The sequence below is a fragment of the Pseudomonas sp. PVC-3-1 genome (assembly GCF_057444315.1).
In genome coordinates this window covers 3583134-3606823 of record NZ_CM172023.1, presented here as the reverse complement: position 1 = coordinate 3606823, position 23690 = coordinate 3583134, and the positions used below count along the sequence as shown (strand labels likewise).

Below are 23690 nucleotides of genomic sequence, written 5' to 3'. Positions count from 1 at the left end.
CGCAGCGGTCGGATGCCCGGAGATTTCAGCCGGGGCGAAGCTTCGGGCAGCCGCTGCCGGAGGATTCAGCTGAGGTCGGACAAGGCGCTGGCCCGCTGGCCGCAGTTCAAGGTCTCATCGATGAAAGTCTGTGCTGCAAAACACTGCCGCCACTCGTTGAACGCTTGCACTGGGCACTCCTGCTGGCCGCCTCGAAGGACGTTGTTGTTCGAATGGGGCCGCATGGTGCTTCAGCTCGTCGCCGAGGAAAATTAGTAAAAATATCTTCGAGGCCAATGAAAAAAATGGCCGTCCGCTGCGGCCCCGTCGACCCGCCCAGTGTCGCGCAGGAATTTTTCCATCCCTGCTGGCCACCTGCTTGCGCGCCGCCTCGCTGCGCTTCGAATCAGGGGCTTGTACTGACGCCGGCACACTCCGGTGCAATCCCGCAAAACCTAAGTATGGTGGCGCGATACCCATGGACGATGGTGGGAGCCTCCGGCCAGCGAATAGGGTTTGCCTACCGGCGATCCGCCTTCGTAACGACCGCACAGTCGCTTCGAGTCCGGAACGGGCCGGTCCCATTCGCCGCGCGAGCGGTACCCTGACGAGAGCTTTCACCATGACCGACGAGACCAAAGGAACCACCCGCCGCGCCCTGATGAGCGCGGGCGTAGCCGCCGCGACCCTGGCGGTTGCCGTCCCCATGCTGGCAAGCCCGGCGAGCGCTGCCCAGGCACCGGCCGCCACGGGCGCACGCCGCAAGGAGCAAGGGTCGGGATACCTCACACTGCGTGACGGCACCCAATTGTTCTACAAGGATTGGGGCAGCGGGCAGCCCATCGTGTTCCACCACGGCTGGCCGCTCTCGGGAGACGACTGGGACAATCAGATGCTGTTCTTCCTCGCCAAGGGGTACCGCGTGATCGCCCATGACCGCCGTGGCCATGGCCGCTCCACGCAGACGGCGCAAGGCAATGACATGGATACCTATGCCGCCGACCTGGCGGAACTAGCTGCGCACCTGGACCTGAAGAATGCCGTGCACATCGGCCACTCCACTGGCGGTGGCGAGGTCGCACGCTACGTCGCGCGCCATGGTGCCGGCCGCGTTGCCAAGGCAGTGCTGATCGGCGCTGTACCGCCGATCATGCTGCAATCCGAGAAAAACCCAGGCGGACTGCCGCTGAAGGTCTTCGACGGCTTCCGCGAGGCACTCGCCGCCAGCCGTTCGAACTTCTACCGCGACGTGGCGGCAGGCCCCTTCTACGGCTTCAACCGACCAGGTGCGAAGGTCTCCGAAGCGGTGATCGACAATTGGTGGCGCCAGGGCATGAATGGTGGTGCCAAGGCTCATTACGACTGCATTGCAGCCTTCTCGGAAACCGACTTCACGGAGGATCTGAAGCTGATCGCGGTGCCGACCCTGGTGCTGCACGGTGAGGACGATCAGATCGTCCCCATCGACGACTCCGCGCGGCTCTCGATCAAGCTCCTGCGGCACGGCACCCTGAAGACCTACCCCGGCCTGCCCCACGGCATGTGCACCACCCACGCCGACACCATCAACGCGGACCTGCTGGCCTTCATCAAAAGCTGACGGCGGCATAACGCAAAAGGCCCGGCGCGATCGCATCGGGCCTTTTGCGGTTCAGAGCTGTGACAAACCGCCATCGACACACAGGTCGACGCCGGTGATGAAACTGCTGTCGTCGGATGCGAGGAACAGCGCCGCGTTCGCCAGCTCCTCCGGACGGCCAAGGCGGCCGAGCGGGATCAGCCCTGCCAGCTGCTTTTCGAAAGCATCGAACTGCGCCTCGTCAACACCCATCTTGCCGATGATCGGCGTCAGCACCGGGCCAGGGCTCAGGCAGTTGACACGGATGTTCCGGCCCTTGAGTTCCGCCGCCCAGCTACGGGCGAAAGAGCGCACCGCCGCCTTGGTCGCTGCATAGACCGCATGAGCTTCCAGTGCCTTCAGGTGGGCGATGGACGACACCAGTACGATGGAGCCGCCGTCGCGCAGCAGAGGCAGCGCTTTCTGGATGGTGTAGAAGACGCCCTTGACGTTGATGTCGAACTGCTCGTCGAACTGCTGTTCGTCAACCTGATCCCCCGGAGCCGGGCGAATGATGCCGGCATTGGCGACCAACACGTCGAGGCGACCGAAGCGCTCGCCCACCTCCTGATACAGCGCGTCCAGATCCGCCAGCCGGCTGGCGTCCGCGCGGATACCAACGGCGCTTTCACCGATGAGGCCGACCGCCTCCTCCAGCGCATCCCGGCGGCGCCCGGTGATGACCACTTCGGCACCTTCCAGGGCGAATCGTTGTGCGGTAGCCAGTCCGATACCGCTGTTGCCGCCCGTGATCAGGGCGACCTTGTTGCTTAGCTTTCCCATCATCTCTCCAACGTGGCTTGTGCATGAGCTCGTTCAAGAGGTCGCAGATCGGGGGCGCGCACCAGGCTCTCGTGCAGGGGCAGATAACGCTCGATCTTCTCCGCCAGGCGCTCGCGGCGCACGGCCAGTTGCGCCTGGAGTGCATCCAGCGCTACCAGCTTTTCCAGGTGCTGCTGCAGGCAGGCGAGGAAGCCCTCGCTATCTTCCTCTTCCTCCAGATACTGCAGCAGGCCGTGGATCTGCCGGGTGCTGAAGCCGCACTCGAGCAGCTCACGAACCCAGAGCACGCGCTGGACCATGGACGAGGCATAGTCGCGATAACCATTGTCCAGCCGCGACGACTCGATCAACTGCCGCGACTCGTAGTGGCGCAGCGCCCGTGTACTGACGCCGGCGCGCAAGGCCAGCTCTCCGATTTGCATGTTGACCTCCGATGGGAGAACTCTGAGGGCTTGACGCTAGTGTCAAGGTCAAGCCCCCCTTTGGCTTTTTCAGGCGTCCTTCGCGGGATGCGCCGGCAGGGTGAACTGCACCACCGCACCACGGGGCTGGTTGGCGCTGGCCCAGAGACGACCGCCATGGCTGTCGATGATCGAGCGGCAGATCGACAGGCCCATGCCCATACCGGTGGCCTTGGTGGTGTAGAACGGGGCGAAGAGCAGGTCCGAATTGCTCTCGGCGAAGCCGGGCCCGCTGTCGCACACCCTCACCCGCACACCATCTTCGTCGTACTCGGAGCTGACCAGCAGGCGGCGCTCGCTGGCAGGAACACCGCCCATGGCTTCCAGCGCATTGACGATCAGATTGAGCATCACCTGCTGCAACTCGACCCGATCGCCCTCCACTTCCGGCAGGCCGTCGGCAAGTTCGACACGCACCACGGCGCCGCACTTGGCCGCCTCGCCGCGGGTGAACTCGACCATCTCGCGCAGCGCCGCACTGACGTCCACCGGCTGCCTCTGCGGCGGGGTCTTGCGGATCAGCTGACGGATGCGCCCCAGCACCTCGGCCGCTCGATTGGCGTCCTTGATGATGCGCCCCAGCACCTGGCTGACTTCGCCAAGCTCCGGCGGCTGCGCACCCAGCCAGCGTAAGGCGGCATTGGCATTGGTCACGGTGGCGGCAATCGGCTGGTTCACCTCGTGGGCGATGGACGCCGCCAGTTGCCCCATGGTCGCCACGCGGTTGGCGTGGGCCAGTTCCGTCTGTACCTCGCGATAGCGGCGCTCGCCCTCGCGCACGCGCTCCTCGGCCCGCTTGCGCTCAGTGAGATCGAGCACGAAGGCCACACCTTCCTGCTGGCTGGCCTCGAAGGCGGCCAGGCCGACGATCACCGGCACGCGGCTGCCATCCTTGCGGATGTATTCCTTCTCGAAGGGCTGCGCATGCCCAGTCCGAATAGCCGTGGCAAGATGCGCCTGACTCAGTGCCAGGGATTCGGGCGGGGTCATGTCGTGCCAGCGCACGCGGCCGGACAGTAGGTCGTCGCGCTCGTAGCCGACCATGCGCAGGAAGGCGTCGTTGGCTTCGGCTATCTCGCCGCCTGCACTCCAGACGATAATGCCGATGATGTTGGCGTCCACCAGCCGACGAATCTTCGCCTCGCGCTCCGCCGCATCGCGGTACAGGCGCGCGTTCTCCAGGGAGATTGCCGCCTGTGAGGCCAGCAACCGCAGCACGGCGATCCGCGCCGGGCTGAACACGCCGGCCGAGAGGTTGTTCTCCAGGTACAGCGCGCCGGTGAGCTTGGCCTGGTTCATCAGTGGCATGCAGAGGATTGAACGCGCGCCGTGCTGGCGGACATAGGGGTCGGTGGTGAGTCCCGGATCGACCATGGCGTCTTCCAGGCATAGACTCTCGCCGGTGCGTAGCACCTGGTAGAGCACCGTTTCAGCCAGCGCGGCCGCGCTGATCGGTTCGTTGCACAACAGCATCGCCCCATCACCGACAGTTGCCAGCGCCGCGATGCGCGGCTCGCCCGCTTCGGCGAGGACCAGCACGCCGCGTTCGGCGCCGGCCTGCTCAATGGCGGTGCGCATCACCATGTCGATCAGCTTCTCCAGGACGATCTCCCCCGAGGCGGCCTGGGACACCTTGAGCACCGTGGCCAGGTCCAGGTGCTCCACCGGGGTGGCGATGGTCGCGGTCGGGCCAGGCGCGGGCTCCTCGTTGCGCAGATAGCGATAGCGTCCTTCAAGTTGACGTACCTTGCCGTCGGCGCCCCAGCGCAGGTAGCCGTAGCGCGCGTCCTGCAGGTAGACGCGGGCGATCTTGGCCAGTCCGCGACTGCCGTAGAAACGCCCCGCCAGCTCGTTGGCCAGCGCCTCGATCTGCACGAAGCCGTTGTCCTGCGCTTGGCGGATGGCCTCTTCGTAGAGCAGCTCGGCGTCAACCAGCCGCCCTTCGATGCGGGCGATTTCCGCGCCCACCAGTGCCACGCGGCAGGCGAAGGATTCAGAGCACTGCTGCGCCCACACCTGCAACTGCACGTGATGGCCGGTCAGCTCCTGCAAAAGGCCGGGCCGCTCGCCGGCCTCGATGGCATCGGAGCTGGCGGCCAGGGTCAGCGCCGCATGGAATTGATACTCGGCCTCCTCGGTGAAGGACTCCACCACCCACAGCAGCGCCTTCGCCCGCCTCACACAGTCCATGGCCGCGGCGTAGTCCCCCGCCATGTAGCGCGCCTGGAGCTTGCGCGTCCAGTACTTGGCCGCTGCCAGCGCAAGGTCGGGTGTGCTCTCCAGGTGCGCTTCGAAACGCGCCTCGTCGAACTGCGGATCGTCGAAACAGCCGAAGGTCGAGGTCTGCCCGCGAAGCGTACGGATTAGCGCCAGTTGTGTGCTGATGAAATCCACCACCAGGCCGAAGCGCACCTTCTGCGCATAGGCCAAACCCTGCTCGGCCTCTTCGTGCACCTGCGCCAGTGGCTCGCCGAGAAACAGCACATCGGAGTTGTGACCGTTGCCGGCATAGGCGGCGTAAGCGAGGTCGCCGACGCGGTTGGCCGCGACGAAAGCACGGCGCAGCAGTTCCCGGCACTCGCGTACCGGCCGCATCCAGCGTGCCACGAACATCGAGAAGCACAGGTAGGTTCGCGCTTCATGGCGATTCAGGCCGCGCCTATCGACTAGCTCGCAGCCCAGGCGACCAAAGCGATAGCCGGCCTCGTAATCGCCAAAGCGGCGGCCGGCGATGCGTCCGACATTCGCATAGAGCATGCAGGATGCGTCGCAGTTGCCTCGCTCCAGGCTCAGGCTGACGGCCTTGCAGATGGTCAGGCTGGCCAGGTTGGCGTCACTCTGCAGCGCCGGCGCGAACAGCTTGCAGAGGGCATCCAGTGTCGCCAGAGAGGCAGCGTCCTCCATCAGTGGCAGGTCGATGAGCTGTTCGATGCTGCGCTCGCCCAGTTGTGTCCAGATCTGCTGGTACTCCTCGCGCACCTGATCATCGTCCGGATGCGCTGACCAGTGGATGCCGACAGCCTCCAGGTAGGCCAGGCATACGGCGACCGCCCTGTCACTACGATCCTGCAACAGGCACACATCCATCTGCAGACAGGCCACTGCCGCCTGTTCCACCGTGGTGGCGGCGCGTGGCGTCAGCGCGGTGAGGCGCTCGTCGGCCTGCATCAACTGGCCGGTGAGGAACTCGCACTCGGCGCGGTTGAGCTCCAGGGCGAAGCACAGGTCGTGGCGGCGTTCCCAGCAATCGGCATCGAGCAGTTCCGCGCCTGCGCCCAGGTAGGCCAGCGCCGAGCTGTAGGCGCTGGAGGCCTTGGCGCGCTGCCCGGCCAGCAGGTTGTACTCGGCCAGTTGTTCACGCTCGGCGCGGGCTTCGATCAGCCCAGCGCCGCGATTGAGCTGGCCGACGATTTCGAAGATGGCCTCTTCGCGCCGCTCCGCCGGCGTCTGCTCGGCCAGCAGACGACCGATGCGCAGGTGCGCCTCGGCACGGGAGGTTTCGGCAATCAGTGAATACGCTGCCTCGTGAATGCGGTCGTGGGCAAACGCGCAGGCGCCCTCCACGCGCTCCACCAGTTCCTGGCGCACCGCCGACCAGAGTATCGAGTGGACCTTGGCCGACGGCAGGTCGAGCACAGTCGCCAGGGTATCGATCTGCGCCATGTTGCCCAGGCAGGCCAACTGCTGCAGGGCCTCGCGGGTTTCCAGAGGCAGGCGCGCAAGCTTGCCGACCATGAGGTCGACGACATTGTCGGTGAAGCCCTTGGCGTGGATGCGCTCGGGCTCCCAGCGCCAGCGCCGGGCTTCATGGTCGTAGGTCAGCAACTCTTCCTCGGCCAGCGCCTGGAGGAACTGGATGACGAAGAACGGGTTGCCAGCGGTCTTGTCCTGCACCAGCCGGGCCAGCGCCACGATGCTTGGCGGCGGACAACGCAGGGCCTCGGCGATCAACTGTTCGATGTGCGCGCGGGCCAGCGGTGTCAGGCGGATCTCGTCGATGCGCACGCCGGCCTGGCGGATGGCTTGCAGCTTGCGCGTCAGCGGATGACTGGCGTCCACCTCGTTGTCGCGGTAGGCGCCCACCAGCATCAGGTGGCGCAGCTCCGAATGGGTGAGTAGATCTTCCAGCAGGTCGAGGGTCGCCGCATCCAGCCATTGCAGGTCGTCGAGGAACAGCGCCAGCGGGTGATCAGCACGGGCGAACACCCCGATGAAACGGCGGAACACCAGCAAAAAGCGACGCTGAGCCTGCTGCGGCTCAAGCTCCGGCACCGGTGGCTGCTCGCCGATAATCAGCCGCAGCTCGGGAATCAGATCGGTAATCAACCGGGCGTTGGGCTCCAATGCCTCCAGCAGCGCACTGCGCCAGCCCTCCAGCACGTCACCGCTCTTGCCCAGCAGCGTGCGCACCAGCCCCTGGAAGGCCTGCACCAACGTCGAGTAAGGAATGTCGCGCTTGTACTGGTCGAACTTGCCGGAAGCGAACAACCCGCGCGGCGGCACCAGCACCTTGTGCAGCTCGTTGACCACCGACGACTTGCCGATCCCGGAATAGCCCGATACCAGCACCAGCTCTGGCGTGCTGCTGGCGACGATGCGCGCGAAGGCCTCCACCAGCACCTCGACCTCATGCTCGCGGCCGTAGAGTTTCTCAGGGACCAGTAGGCGATCCGGCGTGCCCTGCTCGTCCAGGCTGAAGGGCTCAATGCGCCCTTCCCGTTGCCAGTCGTCCAGGCAGCGGCGCAGGTCGTGCTCGACGCCGGCAGCACTCTGGTAACGCTCCTCGGCGGTCTTGGCGAGCAGCTTGAGGACGATCTGCGAGAGCATCGGCGGCACGCCGGCAACCCGTTCACCGGGCGGCAGCGGCTTGCGTGCGATGTGGCAGTGCACCCACTCCATCGGGTCGCTGGCTATGAACGGCAGCGTGCCGGTTAGCATCTGGTAGAGCACCACACCAAAGGCATAGAGGTCGCTGCGCGAGTCGATGGAGCGGTTCATCCGCCCGGTCTGTTCCGGCGCCATGTAGGCCAGCGTGCCGGCAATGGTCTCCGGTGGCTCGGGCGCCTGTCGCTCGCGCGGCAATCGCGAGGCCAGACCGAAGCCGGTCAGGCGTGCCTGGCCATCGGTGCAGTTTACCTGGATGTGGTTGGGTTTGAGGTCCTTGTGCACAAGGCCACGCTGGTGCAGGTGACGCAGGGCCACGGCGATGTCCACGGCCAGGCGCAGACAGGTTCCAGTGTCCAGGGCCTGGCGCAGCAAGCGTGAAAGCGGTTCGCCGCCGGGATCATCGAGCAGCAGGCGGGTCTTGCCGCCTTCACGATGCAGCGCCTGTGGGCGCAACGCCCAGGCGCTGTGCAGTTCGTCACGCAGACTGTACTCATGGGCCAGCCGCTCCAGCGTGGCAGGCAAGGGATGTTCGGCGGCCGGCCGCACCAGCAACACGCTGGCGCCACCATCACTGGATGGGCGGGCGCGGCAGAACACCCGCTCGCCGTCGTCCCACAGGATCTTCTGTTTGCTGGCCATCGGCTCGGCAACCTCTCAGGGGTTTCTGCTGCCCCCGAGTGGCGGTCAGCGACTGTCTTGCAATCGGTTCAGGTCGTCCGCTGCAATGGCTCGACGCCCAGGGCCTCGGCCATACGCACAAGGTCGGCGACCGAACGCGCTGCCAGCTTCTTCATCACCTGGCCTCGGTGAACCTTCACGGTCACTTCGCTGAGGTTGAGTTCGGCAGCGATCTGCTTGTTCATCAACCCGGCCACAACAAAGCGCAGCACCTCGCGTTCACGCAATGTCAGCGCCTCGAAGGCCTGACGCAACACCGCGCCGGACTGTTCGGCCTGCAGCCGTTCACCATCGCGGGCCAGGGCACTGGCCACCGCGTCGAGCATGTCCTGATCGCGGAAGGGCTTGGCCAGGAAATCCACCGCTCCGGCCTTCATGGCCTTGACCGTCATGGCGATATCGCCGTGACCAGTCATGAACACGATGGGCATGCGCACTCCGCTTTTCTCCATCTGTTCCTGGAACGCCAGGCCGCTCTCGCCGCGCAGGCGCACGTCGAGAACCAGGCAACTGGGAACGTTACGCCGGGCAAAGGACAGAAAAGCCTGGGTCGAATCGAAGGTCTGCACCTGCAGCCCGATGGAGCGCAGCAGGCCATCGAGAGCGAGGCGCATGGACTCGTCGTCATCGACCACATAGACCACCGGCTCCTTCGGGCCTTGCGGCGGATTGGAATGCGACGACGAGATCATCTTGCCTCCTTTTGGGACCGCGACACTCGCGGTGTGCAGGTCAAAAAATCTAGTCCATGATAGGGCCCGCGGCAAAATGCCAGCCCAATGGTCATGGGGGCCGGAGCGGTGCCTGCAGATTCGGCCATGGCGCGCGCCACGCCGCTGCTGCGAGCAAGGCTAGCCTGGCGAAGCGAAGCGCCGCCAGGCCATAAACCCCTGAAAATCGGCCACATCTGTGGCCCTGGAAGCGCCCGGCCACCAGCTCTCTTCCACCCGGCCACCCGAACAGGCAGAACCCCGATGGCAAGCGCTTTTGCTCCTCCTTACCCACTCCCCGCGACGACACCGATCACCGTCGCCTTCGTCGCCTACCCACAGATGGGCCTGCTCGACCTGAGCGGTGCCCAGACTGTGTTCTGGGCCGCCAGCAAGGCCCTGGCACAGCGCGGCCTGCCGGGCTACCGACTACTGACGGCAAGCCTGCGCGGTGGGCTGGTGAGCACCGTCGAAGGACTGTCGGTGGATACAAGCGCCCTGGCTGAACTCGGCCTCGCCGAAATCGATACCCTGGTTGTCCCCGGCGCCCCGGACATCTGCGAAACCCTCGACAGCCACGGCGATCTGGCGGCCTGGCTGAACCATGCGGCGCCCAGAGTGCGCCGAGTTGCATCGGTGTGCAGCGGCGCCTTCCTGCTGGCCAAGGCCGGACTGCTCGACGGCTGTCGCGCCGCGACTCACTGGGCCATGTGTGAAACCCTGCAGCAGCGCTTCCCAGCCTTGGAGGTGGATGCCGACGCGATCTTCATCCAGCAGGGCGCGGTCTGGACCTCGGCCGGTGTCACCGCCGGCATCGATCTCGCACTGGCGCTGGTGGAAGCCGACTGCGGCCGCGAGGTCAGCATGCAGGCGGCGCGTGAACTGGTGGTGTACCTCAAGCGCCCTGGCGGGCAGGCGCAGTACAGCACCCTGCTGCAATTGCAGACCCAGGACAGCCCCGCCTTCGACGAGCTCCACCTGTGGCTGGCGGAGAACCTGGGCAACCCGGAACTGACCGTGGAACGCCTGGCCGAACAGGCAAAGATGAGCCTGCGCAACTTCTCCCGCGTGTACAAGGAACGCACCGGGCGCACGCCGGCCAAGGCCATCGAACTGTTCCGGCTGGAAGCGGCCAAACGCCTGCTGGAAAACTCCTCACGCAACATCGAGCAGATTGCCCGCGCTTGCGGTTTCGCCGACGAGGAACGGCTGCGCAGCACCTTCCAGCGCCACCTGTCGATCTCGCCGCGCGACTACCGCAGCCGCTTCACCCGCTGAGCATTTCAGCCGTGCTCAGGCCACGGCCAGCGCCAGCGAACGCTCCGGCTGCAGCTCCAGGTGACGGGCGAAACAGCCGCGCAGCCAGCGCTCGCGCGGATCGGCGTGGCTGGTGCCGCGCCAGGCCATGGACAGGTCCGGGCTCGACAGCGGCAGCGGTGCGTATTCGGCGCGTAGGCCTTCCACCCGCGCCATCGCCTGCGCCACATAATCGGGCACGATGGCAAGCATGTCGCTGCTGGCCAGCAGTGCCGGCAAGGCGCTGAACTGCGGCACCGCCAGCACTACCCGGCGCTGCCGGTCATGACGGGCCAGCGCGCGGTCGACATCGTCGGTCACCTTGCCCAGCGCGGATACCGCCACATGGGGCCGCCGACAGAACTCATCGAGGCTCACTGGCCCCGCCGACGAGTCCGCGCGCAGCAGCATCGGCTGCACCGGGCGCAGGCTGCGGCAATGGGCGCTGGCCGGCAGCTCCTGCGCCTGACCGATGCCCAGGGAGATGTCCCCTGCGACGAGCAGTTGCGGCAGTTGCCAGGCATCGACCCGGCGCACCACCAGGGTGATGTTCGGCGCCTCGGCGCGCAGTTGCTGCATCAGCCGGGGCAATAATGCGTACTCGACTTCGTCGCAGAGCCCGACGTGGAAAGTCTCTTCGCTGGTGCGTGGGTCGAACTCCCGCGCGCAGCTCAAGGCCAGGGCAATGCCTTCCAGGGCTGGTCCCAGGCGCACATGGATTTCCTCGGCCCGCGCGGTGGGCTCCATCGCCCGCCCGCTGCGGATGAACAGCGGGTCGTCGAACATCGTCCGCAACCGGTTCAGCGCACTGCTGACGGTGGTCTGGCAGAGGAACAGGCGTTCGCCCGCCCGGGTCACGTTGCGCTCGCGCATCATGGTTTCGAAGACAACCAGCAAGTTGATGTCAGCATGTCGCAGGTCATTTCTGTTCATGGTTTCGCCCGCCTGGTGAAGTTGCATCCGAACAGCCTTTCGCTGGGCCCGCTCACTTCTCCAGGCTTGCGATGTGATTGCAGATTATTCAGGCGTAACCTTCGAGTCAGTTGTACATGGGTGCACTATCGCCACCCATTGGTTATGCGGACTAATACCTGGGTATTGCTCCGGGAAACTTGCCGACATAAATGTCATCGAGACTAGACTGCAAGCCGAAATATCCATACCGAGGTGTTGCCCGACTATACCTAGGTATACTTCTCCGACTTGTTCGACGGCGTATCTTGCAAGTACGGCAGGCGCCGCCAGGAGCGCCCCAGAGGATGCAATATACGCAAATGCGCAATAAGGCTGTCATTGCAGTAGTCGACGACGACGAATCCCTGCGCACCGCGCTGGAAGGCCTGCTGCGCGCTACCGGCTACCTGGCGCTCACCTATGGCGGCGCCCGCGAGTTCCTCGACTCCGACGGCCCGGAACTGGCCGGCTGCCTGATCTCCGATATCCAGATGCCAGGCATGTGCGGCGTCGAACTCTACCAAGCGTTGCGCAGCCGCGGCCTGGAACTCCCAGTGATCTTCATGACCGCCTACCCCGGCGAAAAGCCGCGCATCAGCACCGAAATGCCCGGCGTCATCGCCTGCCTGCCCAAGCCGTTCGAAGCCGACCAGTTGCTGGACTGCATCGAGACCGCCCTGCTGCCCAAACCCTGAGTTTCAGAATTCCCCGCCAAGTTACTGCGCCCACGCATTCCCGCGCGAAAGAGCACTGCACGCGGCCTCACTCGATACCTTCGTATAGTTCCCTTCCACACATGCGTAATTCCCGCACACCGATGTAGAAGTGCATCCGGAAGCTCTCCTCCCTAGCATGGATTTACAGCGGACGACTGCAGACAGAACAACGCGAACCACAGTTTGCTAAACCCCGTCAGCGTCACGCCGAACTTGAAGAAGTTACTTCAAGGCAAATCATCCATTCGAGTCAGGAGCACATGATGAAACAGCAACTTCTGGTTATTGGCGCGGGCTTCGGTGGACTGTGGAGCGCACTGAGCGCCGCCCGCCTGCTGGACATGCACAGCCGCAACGATGTGGAAATCACCCTGCTGGCGCCGCAGGCCGAGCTGCGCATCCGCCCGCGCTTCTACGAACCCGACGTACACAGCATGTTCGCTCCACTGACCGAACTGTTCGAAGCCGTGGGCGTGCGCTTCGTAAAGGGTACAGCCGAGAGCATCGACGAGCAGTCCCGCAAGGTCGGCTACCGCGACGAAACCGGCCGCGCCGGCGAGCTGAGCTACGACCGCCTGGTACTGGCCAGCGGCAGCCAGCTGTCCCGCCCGCCGGTGCCAGGCCTGAAGGAATATGCCTTCGACGTTGACCAGATCGAATCGGCGGCGCACCTGGAAAGCCATCTGATGTCGCTGCGCAATCAGCCGGCCAGCCGCGCACGCAACACCGTGGTGATCGCTGGCGGCGGTTTCACCGGCATCGAGACCGCCACCGAAATGCCGGCGCGCTTGCGTGCCGTACTGGGCGAAGACCAGGACGTACGTGTGATCATCGTCGATCGTGGAGAGCGCATCGGTGCGGTGATGGGCGACGGCATCCGCCCGTCGATCATCGAGGCCTCCGACAGCCTGGGGATCGAATGGATCACCGGCGCCACGGTCTCCGCCGTGGACGCCAACGGCGTCACCCTCGCTGACGGCCGCCACATCGAGAGCCACACGGTGATCTGGACCGTGGGCTTCCGCGCCAGCGCGCTGACCGAGCAGCTGACTGCCCAGCGCGACGGCCAGGGCCGCCTGCACGTGGACGGCAACCTCAAGGTGCGCGGACTGCAGAACGTCTTCGCCGCCGGTGACGTCGCCTACGCCGCCACCGATGACATCGGCAACTTCGCCGCGATGTCCTGCCAGCACGCCATCAGCCTCGGACGTCACGCCGGCAACAACGCCGCCGCCGACCTGCTGGGCGTCGCTCCAACCCAGTACCGCCAGCCCAAGTACGTCACCTGCCTGGACCTGGGCGCCTGGGGCGCCGTGTACACCGAAGGCTGGGACCGCCAGCTGAAGCTGGTCAAGGCCGAGGCCAAGGAACTCAAGACGCAGATCAACACCGTGTGGATCTACCCGCCGGCCGCCGACCGCCGCTCCGCCCTGGCGGCCGCCGACCCGCTGATCCCCGTGGCCTGATCGCTGCTCTGCCCGCACTCCCTCGCCCCCGAGGGAGCGCCATTCGCCTGATGGACTCGACCTACAAGCAACAGGAGAACGACCATGACCATGCACCTGAATACCTTCGCCCAGCCCGATGCCGCCACCCCAGCCCAGGAGCTGGTGCCTTCGCGCTATGCCCTGCGCGTGGGCGAGATCGACGTGCTGGTGGTCAGCGACGGCGTGCTGCCGCTGCCGACCGAAACCATGTCGACCAACGCCACCCCGGAAGAGCGCGCAGCCTGGTTCAAGGAGATGTACCTGGGCCCGGACATGTTCGACTGGGCGCTGAACGTACTGGTGGTGCGCAGCGGCGAGCAGACCATCCTGGTCGATGCCGGCCTGGGCAACCAGTTCCCCGGCTTCCCTCGCGCCGGGCAGTTCCCCAAGCGCCTGAAGGATGCCGGCATCGAGCTGTCATCGATCACCGATATCGTAATCACCCATATGCACATGGACCACATCGGCGGGCTGCTGACCGACACCGTGAAGAACGGCCTGAGCCCTGAGGTGCGCATCCACGTCACGGCCACCGAAGTCGATTTCTGGAAGATCCCGGACTTCAGCCTGACCGAAATGCCGCAGCCTGTGCCGGACGTCCTGCGGCGCACTGCCAACGAATTCATGGCGCATTACGAAAGCCGGCTGCGCATCTTCGAGGACGAACACCAGGTGGCGCCGGGCGTGGTGGCGAAGCTCACCGGCGGCCACACTCCCGGTCATTGCATCGTCTACGTCGATTCCGCCGGCGAGCGCCTGACATTTGCCGGCGACGCGCTGTTCCCGGTGGCCTTCGACCATCCGGAATGGCACAACGGCTTCGAGCATGATCCGGAGGAGTCGGTTCACGTGCGGGTGCGCCTGCTGCGCGAAGCGGCGGCCAGCGGCGAGCTGTTCGTCGCCACCCACCTGCCCTTCCCTTCGGTTGGCCGCGTAGCCATCGATGGTGATGCGTTCCGCTGGATCGCCGGATTCTGGGATTACTGACAGCCAGCGCCAGGCAACCCCGCCCGGCTCGCACCGGGCGGTTTGATTGCGCAATCAGCCCCTGCGCGCCAGTCCGATTTCCGCAGGACTGACCTACAGCTGATGTACCATGCCGCGCCCAAACCTGCGGCGAACCCTTTGCCTGGCTGCCTATGTCCTCCAACGCGCTGTACACCGACCTGTCCTCCTACTACGACCTGATGTGCGCCGACATCGACTACCAGGCGCAGAGCCACTGTGTGCGCCGCCTGCACCAGCTGTTCGGCAACCAGGGGGAGCGGCACCTGGACCTCGCCTGCGGGACCGGGCCGCACGTGCGCCACTTCCTCGACTTCGGCTACCGCAGCGCCGGCCTGGACATCAACCAGCCAATGCTGGACATCGCCCGGCAGCGCTGCCCCGAGGCGCACTTCAGCCGGCAGGACATGGCGAGCTTCCGCGTCGACGAGCCGCAGGACCTGATCAGCTGCTTCCTCTACTCGATCCACTACAACCCTGGCGTGGAGCAGTTGCAGGCGTGCCTGGCGAGCGTGCACGGGGCTCTCGCGGAGGGCGGGGTGTTGTGCTTCAACAGCGTGGACAAGGGCCTGATCGACAACAGCTCCTTCGTACGTCATTCGGTACAGCACGAAGGCAGCCAGTTCACCTTCGGCTCGGGCTGGTACTACAGCGGCGCGGGCGAGCAGCAGGCGTTGCGCCTGAGCATCGAGAAGACCACAGCCGGCGAGACCCAGGCCTGGCAGGACGAACACGCGATGGTCGCACTGACCTTCGCCGAGCTGCAGCGACTGCTGGAGCCGCTCTTCGAGGTGCAGATGTTCGAACACGACTACGAGCGGATCACGCCCTGGGCCGGCAGTTCCGGCAATGCCTTGTTCGTCTGTGTGAAGCGCTGAGAGAGCGCTGCGAGGTGGCGGCGCCACGCCCTTTTTTTATTTCTTATGGTTATTTAAATAACAAAAACAATTCCTTCAGGAGTTATAGAAAAATACCGATCATGCTGTCTCGACTTCGACGACAGCTACCGTACGACCAACGGCGCCAGCGCGTCGCGCACCCGGCAGATAGCCCAACGAGTAGCGCACATGCATGCCGATACCATTGCGACCTGGGCCCAGGTCATCGCCCGCGCTCTGCGCGCCCACGGGCACGATCCCCAGCCATTGCTGCGCACCGCCGGCATAGACCCGACGCAGTTGCACGACGCCAACCTGCGCATTCCACTGGACCGCATGAGTGCGCTCTGGCGAGCGGTGGAGCGCACCACCGGTGATCCGGGGTTCGGTCTGGAAGTCGCCGCGCACAGCCTGCCCACGGACTTCCACGGCCTGCTCTTCGCCCTGCAGAGCAGCGCCACGGTGGGCGAAGCGCTGGAGCGTGTGGTGAGGTTTTCCCCGGTGGTCAGCACCTCAGGCCAGGTGAGCCTGGAGCGAGGCCCGGGCTTCTGCCGCCTGGTCTACCGGCGTATCGCCCGCGCCCAGGTCGAACAGATGGCCACCGAGGCGCTGCTTGCTTCGGGCCTGCACCACGCCACCTCGATCTGGGGCCTGGGCGTGGTACGTTGCGTTCACCTGGTTCGCCCGCGGCCAGCCGATGCCTCGGCCTGGGAGCGACGCTTCGGCCAGCGCCTGAGCTTCGACGCGCCAAACAATGCCGTGGAGTACGACGCGTCGCTGCTCGACGTGCCCTTGCGCAGCGGCAACCGCGAACTGGCGCAGACCCTGGACGGCAGCCTGAACAACTACCTCAAGCGCCTGTCCGGGCACGACCTGCCCGAGCAGGTGCGGCAGTCGATCATGCGCCAGTTGCCCAGCGGCGAAGTGCAGCAATCACTGGTGGCAGCGGAGCTGGGCATGAGCACGCGCAACCTGCATCGCCATCTCCTGCGCCACGCCACCAGCTTCAGCGAGCTGCTGGAAGAAACCCGCCGCGAACTCGCCTTCAGCTACCTGCGCCAGGCGCACTGCTCGGTCAACGAGGCGTGCTATCGCCTGGGCTTCAACGAGCCCAGCAGCTTCAATCGCGCCTTCCGCCGCTGGACCGGCCAGAGCCCCGGCCAATGGCGCCAGCGTGAGCTGGGCGTGGTCGAGCAGCCGGCAACCGCCCGGCCCGGTGCCGGGTTCGCCCTGGCGCTGTAGAGCGGCCCTGTCCGCGGCGGACCATGGATTGTCCGCCAAAGCCCATCGCCTTCACTTCCGCTTGCCTAGCATCGGCCCCCAGAGGGGTGACCAGCCCCCGCTCCGCCGACTTCCAGCCGTGTGTGCCACGGCCTTGCTGCAAGGACAAGCCATGCAAAGAACCCCTCTGCGCGCCCGCCGCCCCGGCCTGGCGCTGCATCCACTGACCCTGGCACTGCTGCTCGCCAGCGCCGCCGCCGTGGCGGAAGAGCCCGCCAGCGCCCCCGCCGAGGACCAGCCAATCGCTGACGCCCTGCAGACGGTCACCGTGACCGCCCGCCGCCGTGAAGAAAATGCCCAGGACGTGCCGACGCCGATCACCACGCTCAGCGGCGATACCCTCGACAAGCAACGCATCTACAAGGTCCAGGACCTGCAGCAGGCCCTGCCCAGCGTCAACGTCGCCTACATCCATGCGCGCCAGTCGAGCATCGCCGTACGCGGCATCGGCAACAACCCGGCCAGCGACGGCCTGGAGGGCTCCGCCGGTATCTACCTGGACAACGTCTACCTCGGCCGCCCGGGCATGGCGGTGTTCGACCTCATGGACATCGAGCAGCTCGACCTGCTGCGCGGCCCGCAAGGCACCCTGTTCGGCAAGAACACCACGGCCGGCGTGCTGAACATCACCACGCGCAAGCCGACCTTCACCCCGGAAAGCAGCATCGAAACTTCCGGCGGCGAGAACGGCTACTTCCAGGGCAAGGGCAGCTTCTCCGGACCGCTGACCGAGACGCTCGCCGGGCGCCTGTCGCTCTACCGCACCCGCGACGACGGCTACCTGAACAACCTGGCCGATGGCCGCACCCTGCTCGGCGGCGAGCGCGAAGGCGTTCGCGGGCAACTGCTGTTCCAGCCCAACGACGACCTCAGCCTGCGCTGGATCAACGAGTACAACAGCGAGAATTCCAGCCAGGGCAGCGGCGTGATCTACGGCGCCTCCAGCCAGTTCTGGCGCCGCGCCGCACTGGTTGGCGCCAATCCGGTGGAGGGCAAGTCCAATATCGATGGCCGGCAGAACGTCAGCGTCCACCAGAACGCCAGTTCGCTGGAAGCCAACTGGCAACTGGGCGGCGGCTTCACCCTCACCTCCATCAGCGCCTACCGCTACTGGCACTTCAACCCGGCCAACGACTCGGACGAGCTGGACGTGCCGGTGATCAGCGACCTCGGCTACGAGATCCACGACCGCCAGTTCTCCCAGGAAATCCGCCTGGCTTCACCTACCGGCGGCGCCTTCGACTACGTGGTGGGCGCCTATGCCTTCCGCCAGAGCCTGAACAACCGCTACTTCGTCGACCTCGGCCCGCTGGCCGACCTGAACCTGATCGGCGCCAACTTCAACGCGCTGAACAACGTCAGCAGCACCAGCAAGGGCTGGATCGACACCGACAGTTTCGCCCTGTTCTCCCAGGGCACCTGGCACCTGACCGACAAGCTCGATTTCACCCTCGGCCTGCGCGGCACCTACGAGGAGAAGCAGGCGCAGGTCGAACGTCACGCGCCCGAAGGCGGCGCGGCCGTCAGCGGCATTCCGGCGGCCATCCGTGCGAGCCAGGCCGGCGCCTACGACTCGGGCGACCTCAGCCTGCACAACGCCGCCCCCTCCGCACTGATCAGCCTGAGCTACAGGTTCGACGACAACCTGCTCGGCTACGCCTCGCTGTCCCACGGCGAGAAGTCCGGCGGGGTCAACCTTAGCGTCGGCAGTGCGCCCAGCGCCGGCGCCGACTCCCTGCTGGTCGGCCCGGAGCGGGCCAACGACGCCGAACTGGGGTTCAAGAGCACCCTGCTCGACCGCCGCCTGCAACTCAACGCCAACCTGTTCTGGACCGGTATCACCGGCTACCAGGCCACCACCTACTACCAGCCGGCGGGCTCGCTCACCGGCTACCAGGTGCTGGCCAATGCCGGCGACCTGCGCTCGCGCGGCGTGGAGTTCGAGGCCACGGCGTTGCCGCTGCGCGGCCTGACCCTGAACTTCAACGGCTCGTTCAACGACGTCACCTACCTGTCGTTCAAGGACGCGCCCTGCCCGGCCGAAGTCAGCAGCCAGCCCAACGCACCAACCACCTGCGACCTCTCCGGCGAACGCGTGATGGGCGCCTCGCGCTGGATCGCCAACCTCAACGGCGAATACAAGTGGCAGCTGGAAAACCGTTTCGAACCCTACGTCACCGCCAGCTTTGCGTACCGCTCCGAAGCCGAGGGCACGCTGGACAACTCGAACCTGTCGAAGATTCCCGGTTACGGCCTGGCCAACTTCTCGGTGGGCCTGCGCCGCGAGGTCGGCGAGGGGCTGCTGGACGCCTCCCTGTGGGTGAAGAACGCGTTCGACAAGGAGTACTACCAGGCGGTCATCGCCTCCTCCAACGGCCTCTATGTGGGCTATCCCGGCCAGCCGCGGGTCACCGGCGTGACCCTGCGCTACGACTTCTGAGGTGAACATGAGCCAAGCACAGATCAGCCTCGGCGCCTTTCTCATGGGCAGCGGCCATCACCTGGCCGCCTGGCGCCACCCGCAGGCACCCTCCGGAGCACTCGGCCTCGCGCACTTCCGGCGCCTGGCGCAGACCGCCGAGCGCGGCCTGTTCGACGCGATCTTCTTCGCCGACAACCTCGCGCTGCTCGGCAGCAACGAACTGGCCGCGCACACCACCCACGGCGAAGTGCTCGACCCGTTGATGCTGCTCGCCACCCTGGCCTCGTCCACCGAGCGCATCGGCCTGATCTCCACGGTCTCCACCAGCTACAACGACCCGTATCTGCTGGCGCGTCGCTTCGCCTCGCTTGATCACCTTTCCGGCGGCCGTGCGGGCTGGAACCTGGTGACCTCCGCCACCGACCAGGAAGCGCAGAACTTCGGCCTCGACCAGCACTTCGAACACGCCGATCGCTACTCCCGCGCTGAAGAGTTCATCGATGTCGCCCGTGGCCTGTGGGACAGCTTCGCGGATGACGCCTTCCTGCGCGACAAGGTCAGCGGCCGCTACTTCGACCCACAGCAGCTGCGCACGCTCGAACATCGCGGCGAGCACTACCGGGTGCGCGGCCCGCTGAACCAGCCGCGTTCACCGCAGGGCCATCCGGTACTGGTGCAGGCCGGCTCGTCGGAGCCGGGCAAGGTGCTGGCGGCGCGCACCGCCGAGGTGGTGTTCACCGCGCAGCAAACGCTCGAAGGTGCGCGCGAGTTCTATGTCGACCTGAAGGGACGCCTCGCCGAGCATGGCCGCGAGCCGGACGAACTGAAGATCATGCCGGGCATTTCCCCGGTGCTGGGGCGCACCCAGGACGAGGCTGAAGACCTCTATGCCCAGTTGCAGGAGCTGATCGAACCGCAGCTCGGCCTCGCCCTGCTCTCGGGCATGGCCGGCGGGCTCGACCTGTCTCGCTACCCGCTGGACGGCCCGCTGCCCGAATTGCCCCCGAGCAACGCCATGAAAAGCCGGCAGGCACTGTTCATCGACCTGGCCCGCCGCGAGAACCTGACCCTTCGCCAGCTCTACCTGCGGGTCGCCGGCGCGCGCGGACACTGCACGCTGGTCGGCGGCCCGAAACAGATCGCCGACCACCTGGAAGCCTGGTTCAGCGCCGGCGCCGCCGACGGCTTCAACATCATGCCGCCGCTGCTGCCCAGCGGCCTGGACAGCTTCGTCGAGCTGGTGGTGCCGGAGCTGCAGAAGCGCGGGCTGTATCGTCGCGAGTACCGCGGCAGCACCCTGCGCGACCACCTGGGCCTGCGCCGGCCGGAACGGAGATAGGAACGCCCGGCGTGGCTGGCCGTCACCTGATCTTGCCGACCGGTGTGAAGTTACCGGTGAGATGGCCGCCCACCGGGTTCTTCGGCTTGTACTGGGCGTCGTGCTTGAGGCGTTCCTCCACGCTGGGGTCGATCGCTTCCTGCCCGAAGGGCGTGTTGCCGATATCCCGGTAGTACGGCTGGGTCAGCTGGCTATAAGCGCCGCCCAGGAATTCCTTGTAGGAGTTGGTGATGGGAAGCGTCGTCGTGGGCAGGCTCGGGGTCTTGCCGGTGTCCAGCGCCAGGCCGCACTCGATCGCCTTGTTGATCATCCACACCAGGGCGATGTCCGACAGGCTGTTGTCTGCGTAACCGCCGCCGACATTGGCGTGCGCACCGGAGAACCAGACCTGCTCCACGCGCTGGTTGGGTTTGTTCCTGGGGTCCCACAGTGTGCACTGGTAGTTCTTGCGCCACTCATCGATGGCCAGAGCCTGGAAGGCGTTGTGGACGATCGAGCTGAGCTCGGTGTCGTGGAATTCGTAGTAGGCCTTGTTGAACCAGTCGAAGGACTCCAGCGGCACGCCCAGGGCGCCCACGGTGTCCCAGATGCCGAGCATGTGGATGGAGATCACCCGCGAGAAACGGTCCCTGAAGAGCTTGGCGCTGTCGGAGTCGGCGCCCTCGTCGCGGGTCCGGTAGAGGCCATAGGCTTCGTTGGTCAGGTCGATGTGCTCGGGCTTGAGCAGGCCTGCGTTGCGGATCAGCCCGACCAGGCTGCGGGCCGTATAGGCTCCGCGGCTGAAGCCGAAGAGGTAGATCTGGTCACCGGCCTCGTAGGTCCTGACCAGCTGCCGATAGCCATCGAGGATATTCTCGGAAAGCCCCACACCGAATGCCCCACCGGCGAGGCGGTCGTACCACGCGGTGCCGACGCCCTTGTCGTACCACTTGTCCTGCGTCGTGCCGTTCTGGTCGGCAGGCAGAATGGAAGCATGCAGCTTCCATACATTGGTGCTTTTACTGCCCTTGATCTCGGACTTCGTATCCGGCGTATTCCAGGTCCCGTCAAAGGAAATGATGATTTTCTTGGGCATGTCCTTTCTCCAACGTCAGTGGCTCTGACAGCTCGAAACTTCCGCTTCGCACGTGCTTGCACAGGCGAGGATCCAACCGGAAAAACGAGTGGAGGCGGCTCTCGCAAGAATGCACGACGGGTGACTTTTCATTCTGACCAGAGGTCCGGAGTCCCTTCGACGGTATCGCCCTCGATGGGCAACTGTAGTTCCCCATCGGCAGGACTGCATCGCCGCACAACGGACTGCGCATCGACCGGAAAACCGAAGGTCTCGAAGTAGAACCGTGCACCGTCCTCCAGTTCCGATCCCTTGCCGTCGCAGAAGCGCACGTTCGCGGAGTTCGCGTAGCCCCAGGTACGTCTTTCCAGTCACTCGTCAGGCGTTCATTACTTCGGCGGAAATTATGACAAAACAACCAATATTGACGAACACGTCATTTTTGATAGATTCCGTTCCACCCGGATCAACTGATCCGGGCCCCTCTCCCGGATCCGGATCTCCCAATGCATAACAACAATGAGTTCCTCCCCGAATCGGTCGACGTCCTGGTCGTCGGCAATGGCCCGGTCGGCGCCACGCTGGCGTCCCTGCTGGGACGCTATGGTGTGGACTGCCTGGTGATCGACAAGGCCCATGACGTCCTGCCCCTGCCGCGTGCCATCGCCCTGGACAACGAAGCGCTGCGAATTCTCCAACTTGCCGGACTGGAGGAAGACGCCTTCGAGACCGTGGTCATTCCCCATGTAAAGATGCACTGCCCCATCGTCGGCCAGTTCGGCCAGGCCAATACCAGCGGGCGCATCGACGGCCATCACAAGCTGGTGACCTTCTATCAACCGGACCTGGAGCGCGCCATGCGCAGCCAGGCGGAGCAGCACGGGACCCTGCGCTGCCGGGGCGGCCTGGAGCTGCGGGACTTCACCCAGGACGCCAGCGGAGTCACCGCCGTCCTGCTGGATGAAGCTGATGAGCCGCACTCGCTGCGCTGCCGCTATCTCGTCGGTGCAGACGGCGCGAGTTCACGGGTACGCGGGCTGATCGGCCAGGAGTTCAACGGCCAGAGCTACTCGGAGGACTGGCTGATCGTCGATGCCGGATCACGCCAGGGAAAAGCCATCGACCATGTCGAGTTCCTTTGCGACCACCGCCGCCCGACGCCGCACATGCCCGCTCCCGGTGGCCGCGAGCGTTGGGAATTCATGCTGCGCCCCGGTGAAACGCGCGACGAGATGGAGGATCAGGAACGCATCCGCGGACTCCTGGCGCCCTGGATCGAGCCACAGCAGTTGAAGATCGAACGCAAGGCGGTTTACCGCTTCCATGCCCGCTGCTGCGAGAGCTTCCAACAGGGCCGGGTGTTTCTGGTCGGTGATGCCGCGCACATCACGCCGCCCTTCGTCGGCCAGGGCCTGGTGGCAGGCCTGCGCGACGTGGCCAACCTCGCCTGGAAACTGTCCTGGGTGCTGCAAGGGCGAGCCACGCCGCGGATACTCGACAGCTACGACCAGGAGCGCCAGCCCCATGCCCGGGAAATGATCGACCTGGCCAAGCTCATGGGTCGCCTGGTGATGCCGAGCAACGCAGTGGCGGCCGCGCTGATCCACGGCTTCATGAAAGCGTTGCGGATCATCCCCGCGGCTCGCCGGCACTTCGAGGAACTGGACATCAAGCCCAGGCACCGCTTCCGCCGTGGCCTGTTCGTGCGCAGCACGCGGCGCGCCCGAGTGGCCAGCGGCGGCCTGTTTCCTCAAGCCTGGGTTCGTAGCGCGGGGCGCATCTGCCTGAGCGACCAATTACTGGGGGACCGCCTGCAACTGGTCGGCCTGGGCACCGACCCGCGCCGCTGGCTCGACTCGGCGCAACAGAAGCAGTGGTTCGACCTGGGCGGCAGCTTCCTGCAGATCGGCCATGCCCGCGACGACAGCCGCGCCGATTTCGCCGAAAGCCTCGACGGCGCCCTGCTCGCACCCTGGCCCGACCCGGCACTGGCCGTGGTGCGCCCGGACCGCATCATCATGCATCAGTGCAGGCCCGAGAAGGCCGGCGAGCTGCTGCGGCACTGCCAGGCATTGCTGCGGGCATGAGCGGGTACCGGTCGGCCACGGGCATCCCGTATCATCGCTGCAGCCCTGCAGACGG

The 23690-nt window shown here is 65.6% G+C and carries 16 protein-coding genes; 10 read left to right on the top strand and 6 right to left on the bottom strand.

Annotated features, from left to right (window positions below):
* Positions 1 to 601 precede the first annotated feature (601 nt).
* Complete coding sequence (locus AC2T4A_RS16880) at positions 602 to 1579, top strand: alpha/beta fold hydrolase (RefSeq protein WP_416749716.1); 978 nt, start codon at positions 602 to 604, stop codon at positions 1577 to 1579.
* 51 nt (positions 1580 to 1630) lie between these two features.
* Here the strand turns inward: AC2T4A_RS16880 and AC2T4A_RS16875 are convergent, their stop codons facing one another.
* The 4 genes from AC2T4A_RS16875 to AC2T4A_RS16860 form a co-directional block, all read right to left on the bottom strand.
* The gene (locus AC2T4A_RS16875) at positions 1631 to 2380 is read right to left on the bottom strand and encodes an SDR family NAD(P)-dependent oxidoreductase (protein ID WP_486741262.1); all 750 of its coding nucleotides are present in this window, start codon (positions 2378 to 2380) and stop codon (positions 1631 to 1633) included.
* Complete coding sequence (locus AC2T4A_RS16870) at positions 2380 to 2802, bottom strand: MerR family transcriptional regulator (protein ID WP_416749721.1); 423 nt, start codon at positions 2800 to 2802, stop codon at positions 2380 to 2382. The genes AC2T4A_RS16875 and AC2T4A_RS16870 overlap by 1 nt, the downstream gene beginning before the upstream one ends.
* Before the next feature lie 69 nt (positions 2803 to 2871).
* Positions 2872 to 8367: a trifunctional serine/threonine-protein kinase/ATP-binding protein/sensor histidine kinase gene (locus tag AC2T4A_RS16865; RefSeq protein WP_486741261.1), complete on the bottom strand. Its 5496-nt coding sequence runs from the start codon at positions 8365 to 8367 to the stop codon at positions 2872 to 2874.
* A 68-nt stretch (positions 8368 to 8435) separates the two neighbouring features.
* Complete coding sequence (locus tag AC2T4A_RS16860; protein ID WP_416749725.1) at positions 8436 to 9098, bottom strand: response regulator transcription factor; 663 nt, start codon at positions 9096 to 9098, stop codon at positions 8436 to 8438.
* A 282-nt stretch (positions 9099 to 9380) separates the two neighbouring features.
* On the opposite strand from AC2T4A_RS16860, the gene AC2T4A_RS16855 reads away from it, so the two are divergent.
* Positions 9381 to 10394 (top strand): GlxA family transcriptional regulator, encoded by a 1014-nt coding sequence (locus AC2T4A_RS16855; protein ID WP_486741260.1) that lies wholly within the window; start codon positions 9381 to 9383, stop codon positions 10392 to 10394.
* Between the two features lie 15 nt (positions 10395 to 10409).
* Here AC2T4A_RS16855 and AC2T4A_RS16850 read toward each other — a convergent pair whose 3' ends face one another.
* Positions 10410 to 11345 (bottom strand): LysR family transcriptional regulator, encoded by a 936-nt coding sequence (locus AC2T4A_RS16850; RefSeq protein ID WP_486741259.1) that lies wholly within the window; start codon positions 11343 to 11345, stop codon positions 10410 to 10412.
* Positions 11346 to 11686: 341 nt separating this feature from the next.
* Between AC2T4A_RS16850 and AC2T4A_RS16845 the strand changes: the two genes are divergently transcribed.
* The 7 genes from AC2T4A_RS16845 to AC2T4A_RS16815 all read left to right on the top strand — a co-directional run bounded on the left by AC2T4A_RS16845 (position 11687) and on the right by AC2T4A_RS16815 (position 20494).
* Positions 11687 to 12061 carry a response regulator transcription factor gene (locus AC2T4A_RS16845; RefSeq protein WP_486741258.1) on the top strand — a complete coding sequence of 125 codons (375 nt, stop codon included), beginning with the start codon at positions 11687 to 11689 and terminating at the stop codon, positions 12059 to 12061.
* A 284-nt stretch (positions 12062 to 12345) separates the two neighbouring features.
* Positions 12346 to 13548, top strand: coding sequence for an NAD(P)/FAD-dependent oxidoreductase (locus tag AC2T4A_RS16840; RefSeq protein WP_416749733.1), 1203 nt, complete (start codon positions 12346 to 12348; stop codon positions 13546 to 13548).
* A gap of 84 nt (positions 13549 to 13632) precedes the next feature.
* The gene (locus tag AC2T4A_RS16835; protein ID WP_416749734.1) at positions 13633 to 14556 is read left to right on the top strand and encodes an MBL fold metallo-hydrolase; all 924 of its coding nucleotides are present in this window, start codon (positions 13633 to 13635) and stop codon (positions 14554 to 14556) included.
* 152 nt (positions 14557 to 14708) lie between these two features.
* Entirely contained in the window at positions 14709 to 15452 is a 744-nt protein-coding gene (locus AC2T4A_RS16830) for a class I SAM-dependent DNA methyltransferase (protein WP_486741257.1), read from the top strand.
* Between the two features lie 189 nt (positions 15453 to 15641).
* Positions 15642 to 16694 (top strand): AraC family transcriptional regulator, encoded by a 1053-nt coding sequence (locus AC2T4A_RS16825; protein WP_486741256.1) that lies wholly within the window; start codon positions 15642 to 15644, stop codon positions 16692 to 16694.
* A gap of 151 nt (positions 16695 to 16845) precedes the next feature.
* Complete coding sequence (locus AC2T4A_RS16820) at positions 16846 to 19173, top strand: TonB-dependent receptor (RefSeq protein WP_486741255.1); 2328 nt, start codon at positions 16846 to 16848, stop codon at positions 19171 to 19173.
* A 7-nt stretch (positions 19174 to 19180) separates the two neighbouring features.
* Positions 19181 to 20494, top strand: coding sequence for an LLM class flavin-dependent oxidoreductase (locus tag AC2T4A_RS16815; RefSeq protein ID WP_416749773.1), 1314 nt, complete (start codon positions 19181 to 19183; stop codon positions 20492 to 20494).
* A 22-nt stretch (positions 20495 to 20516) separates the two neighbouring features.
* Here AC2T4A_RS16815 and AC2T4A_RS16810 read toward each other — a convergent pair whose 3' ends face one another.
* A complete protein-coding gene (locus tag AC2T4A_RS16810; protein ID WP_478378188.1) occupies positions 20517 to 21569 on the bottom strand; it encodes a DUF2235 domain-containing protein in 1053 nt (350 codons plus the stop codon).
* Positions 21570 to 22054: 485 nt separating this feature from the next.
* Here AC2T4A_RS16810 and AC2T4A_RS16805 point away from each other — a divergent pair, with 485 nt between their 5' ends.
* The gene (locus AC2T4A_RS16805) at positions 22055 to 23635 is read left to right on the top strand and encodes a bifunctional 3-(3-hydroxy-phenyl)propionate/3-hydroxycinnamic acid hydroxylase (RefSeq protein ID WP_486741254.1); all 1581 of its coding nucleotides are present in this window, start codon (positions 22055 to 22057) and stop codon (positions 23633 to 23635) included.
* The last annotated feature ends 55 nt before the right edge of the window (positions 23636 to 23690 follow it).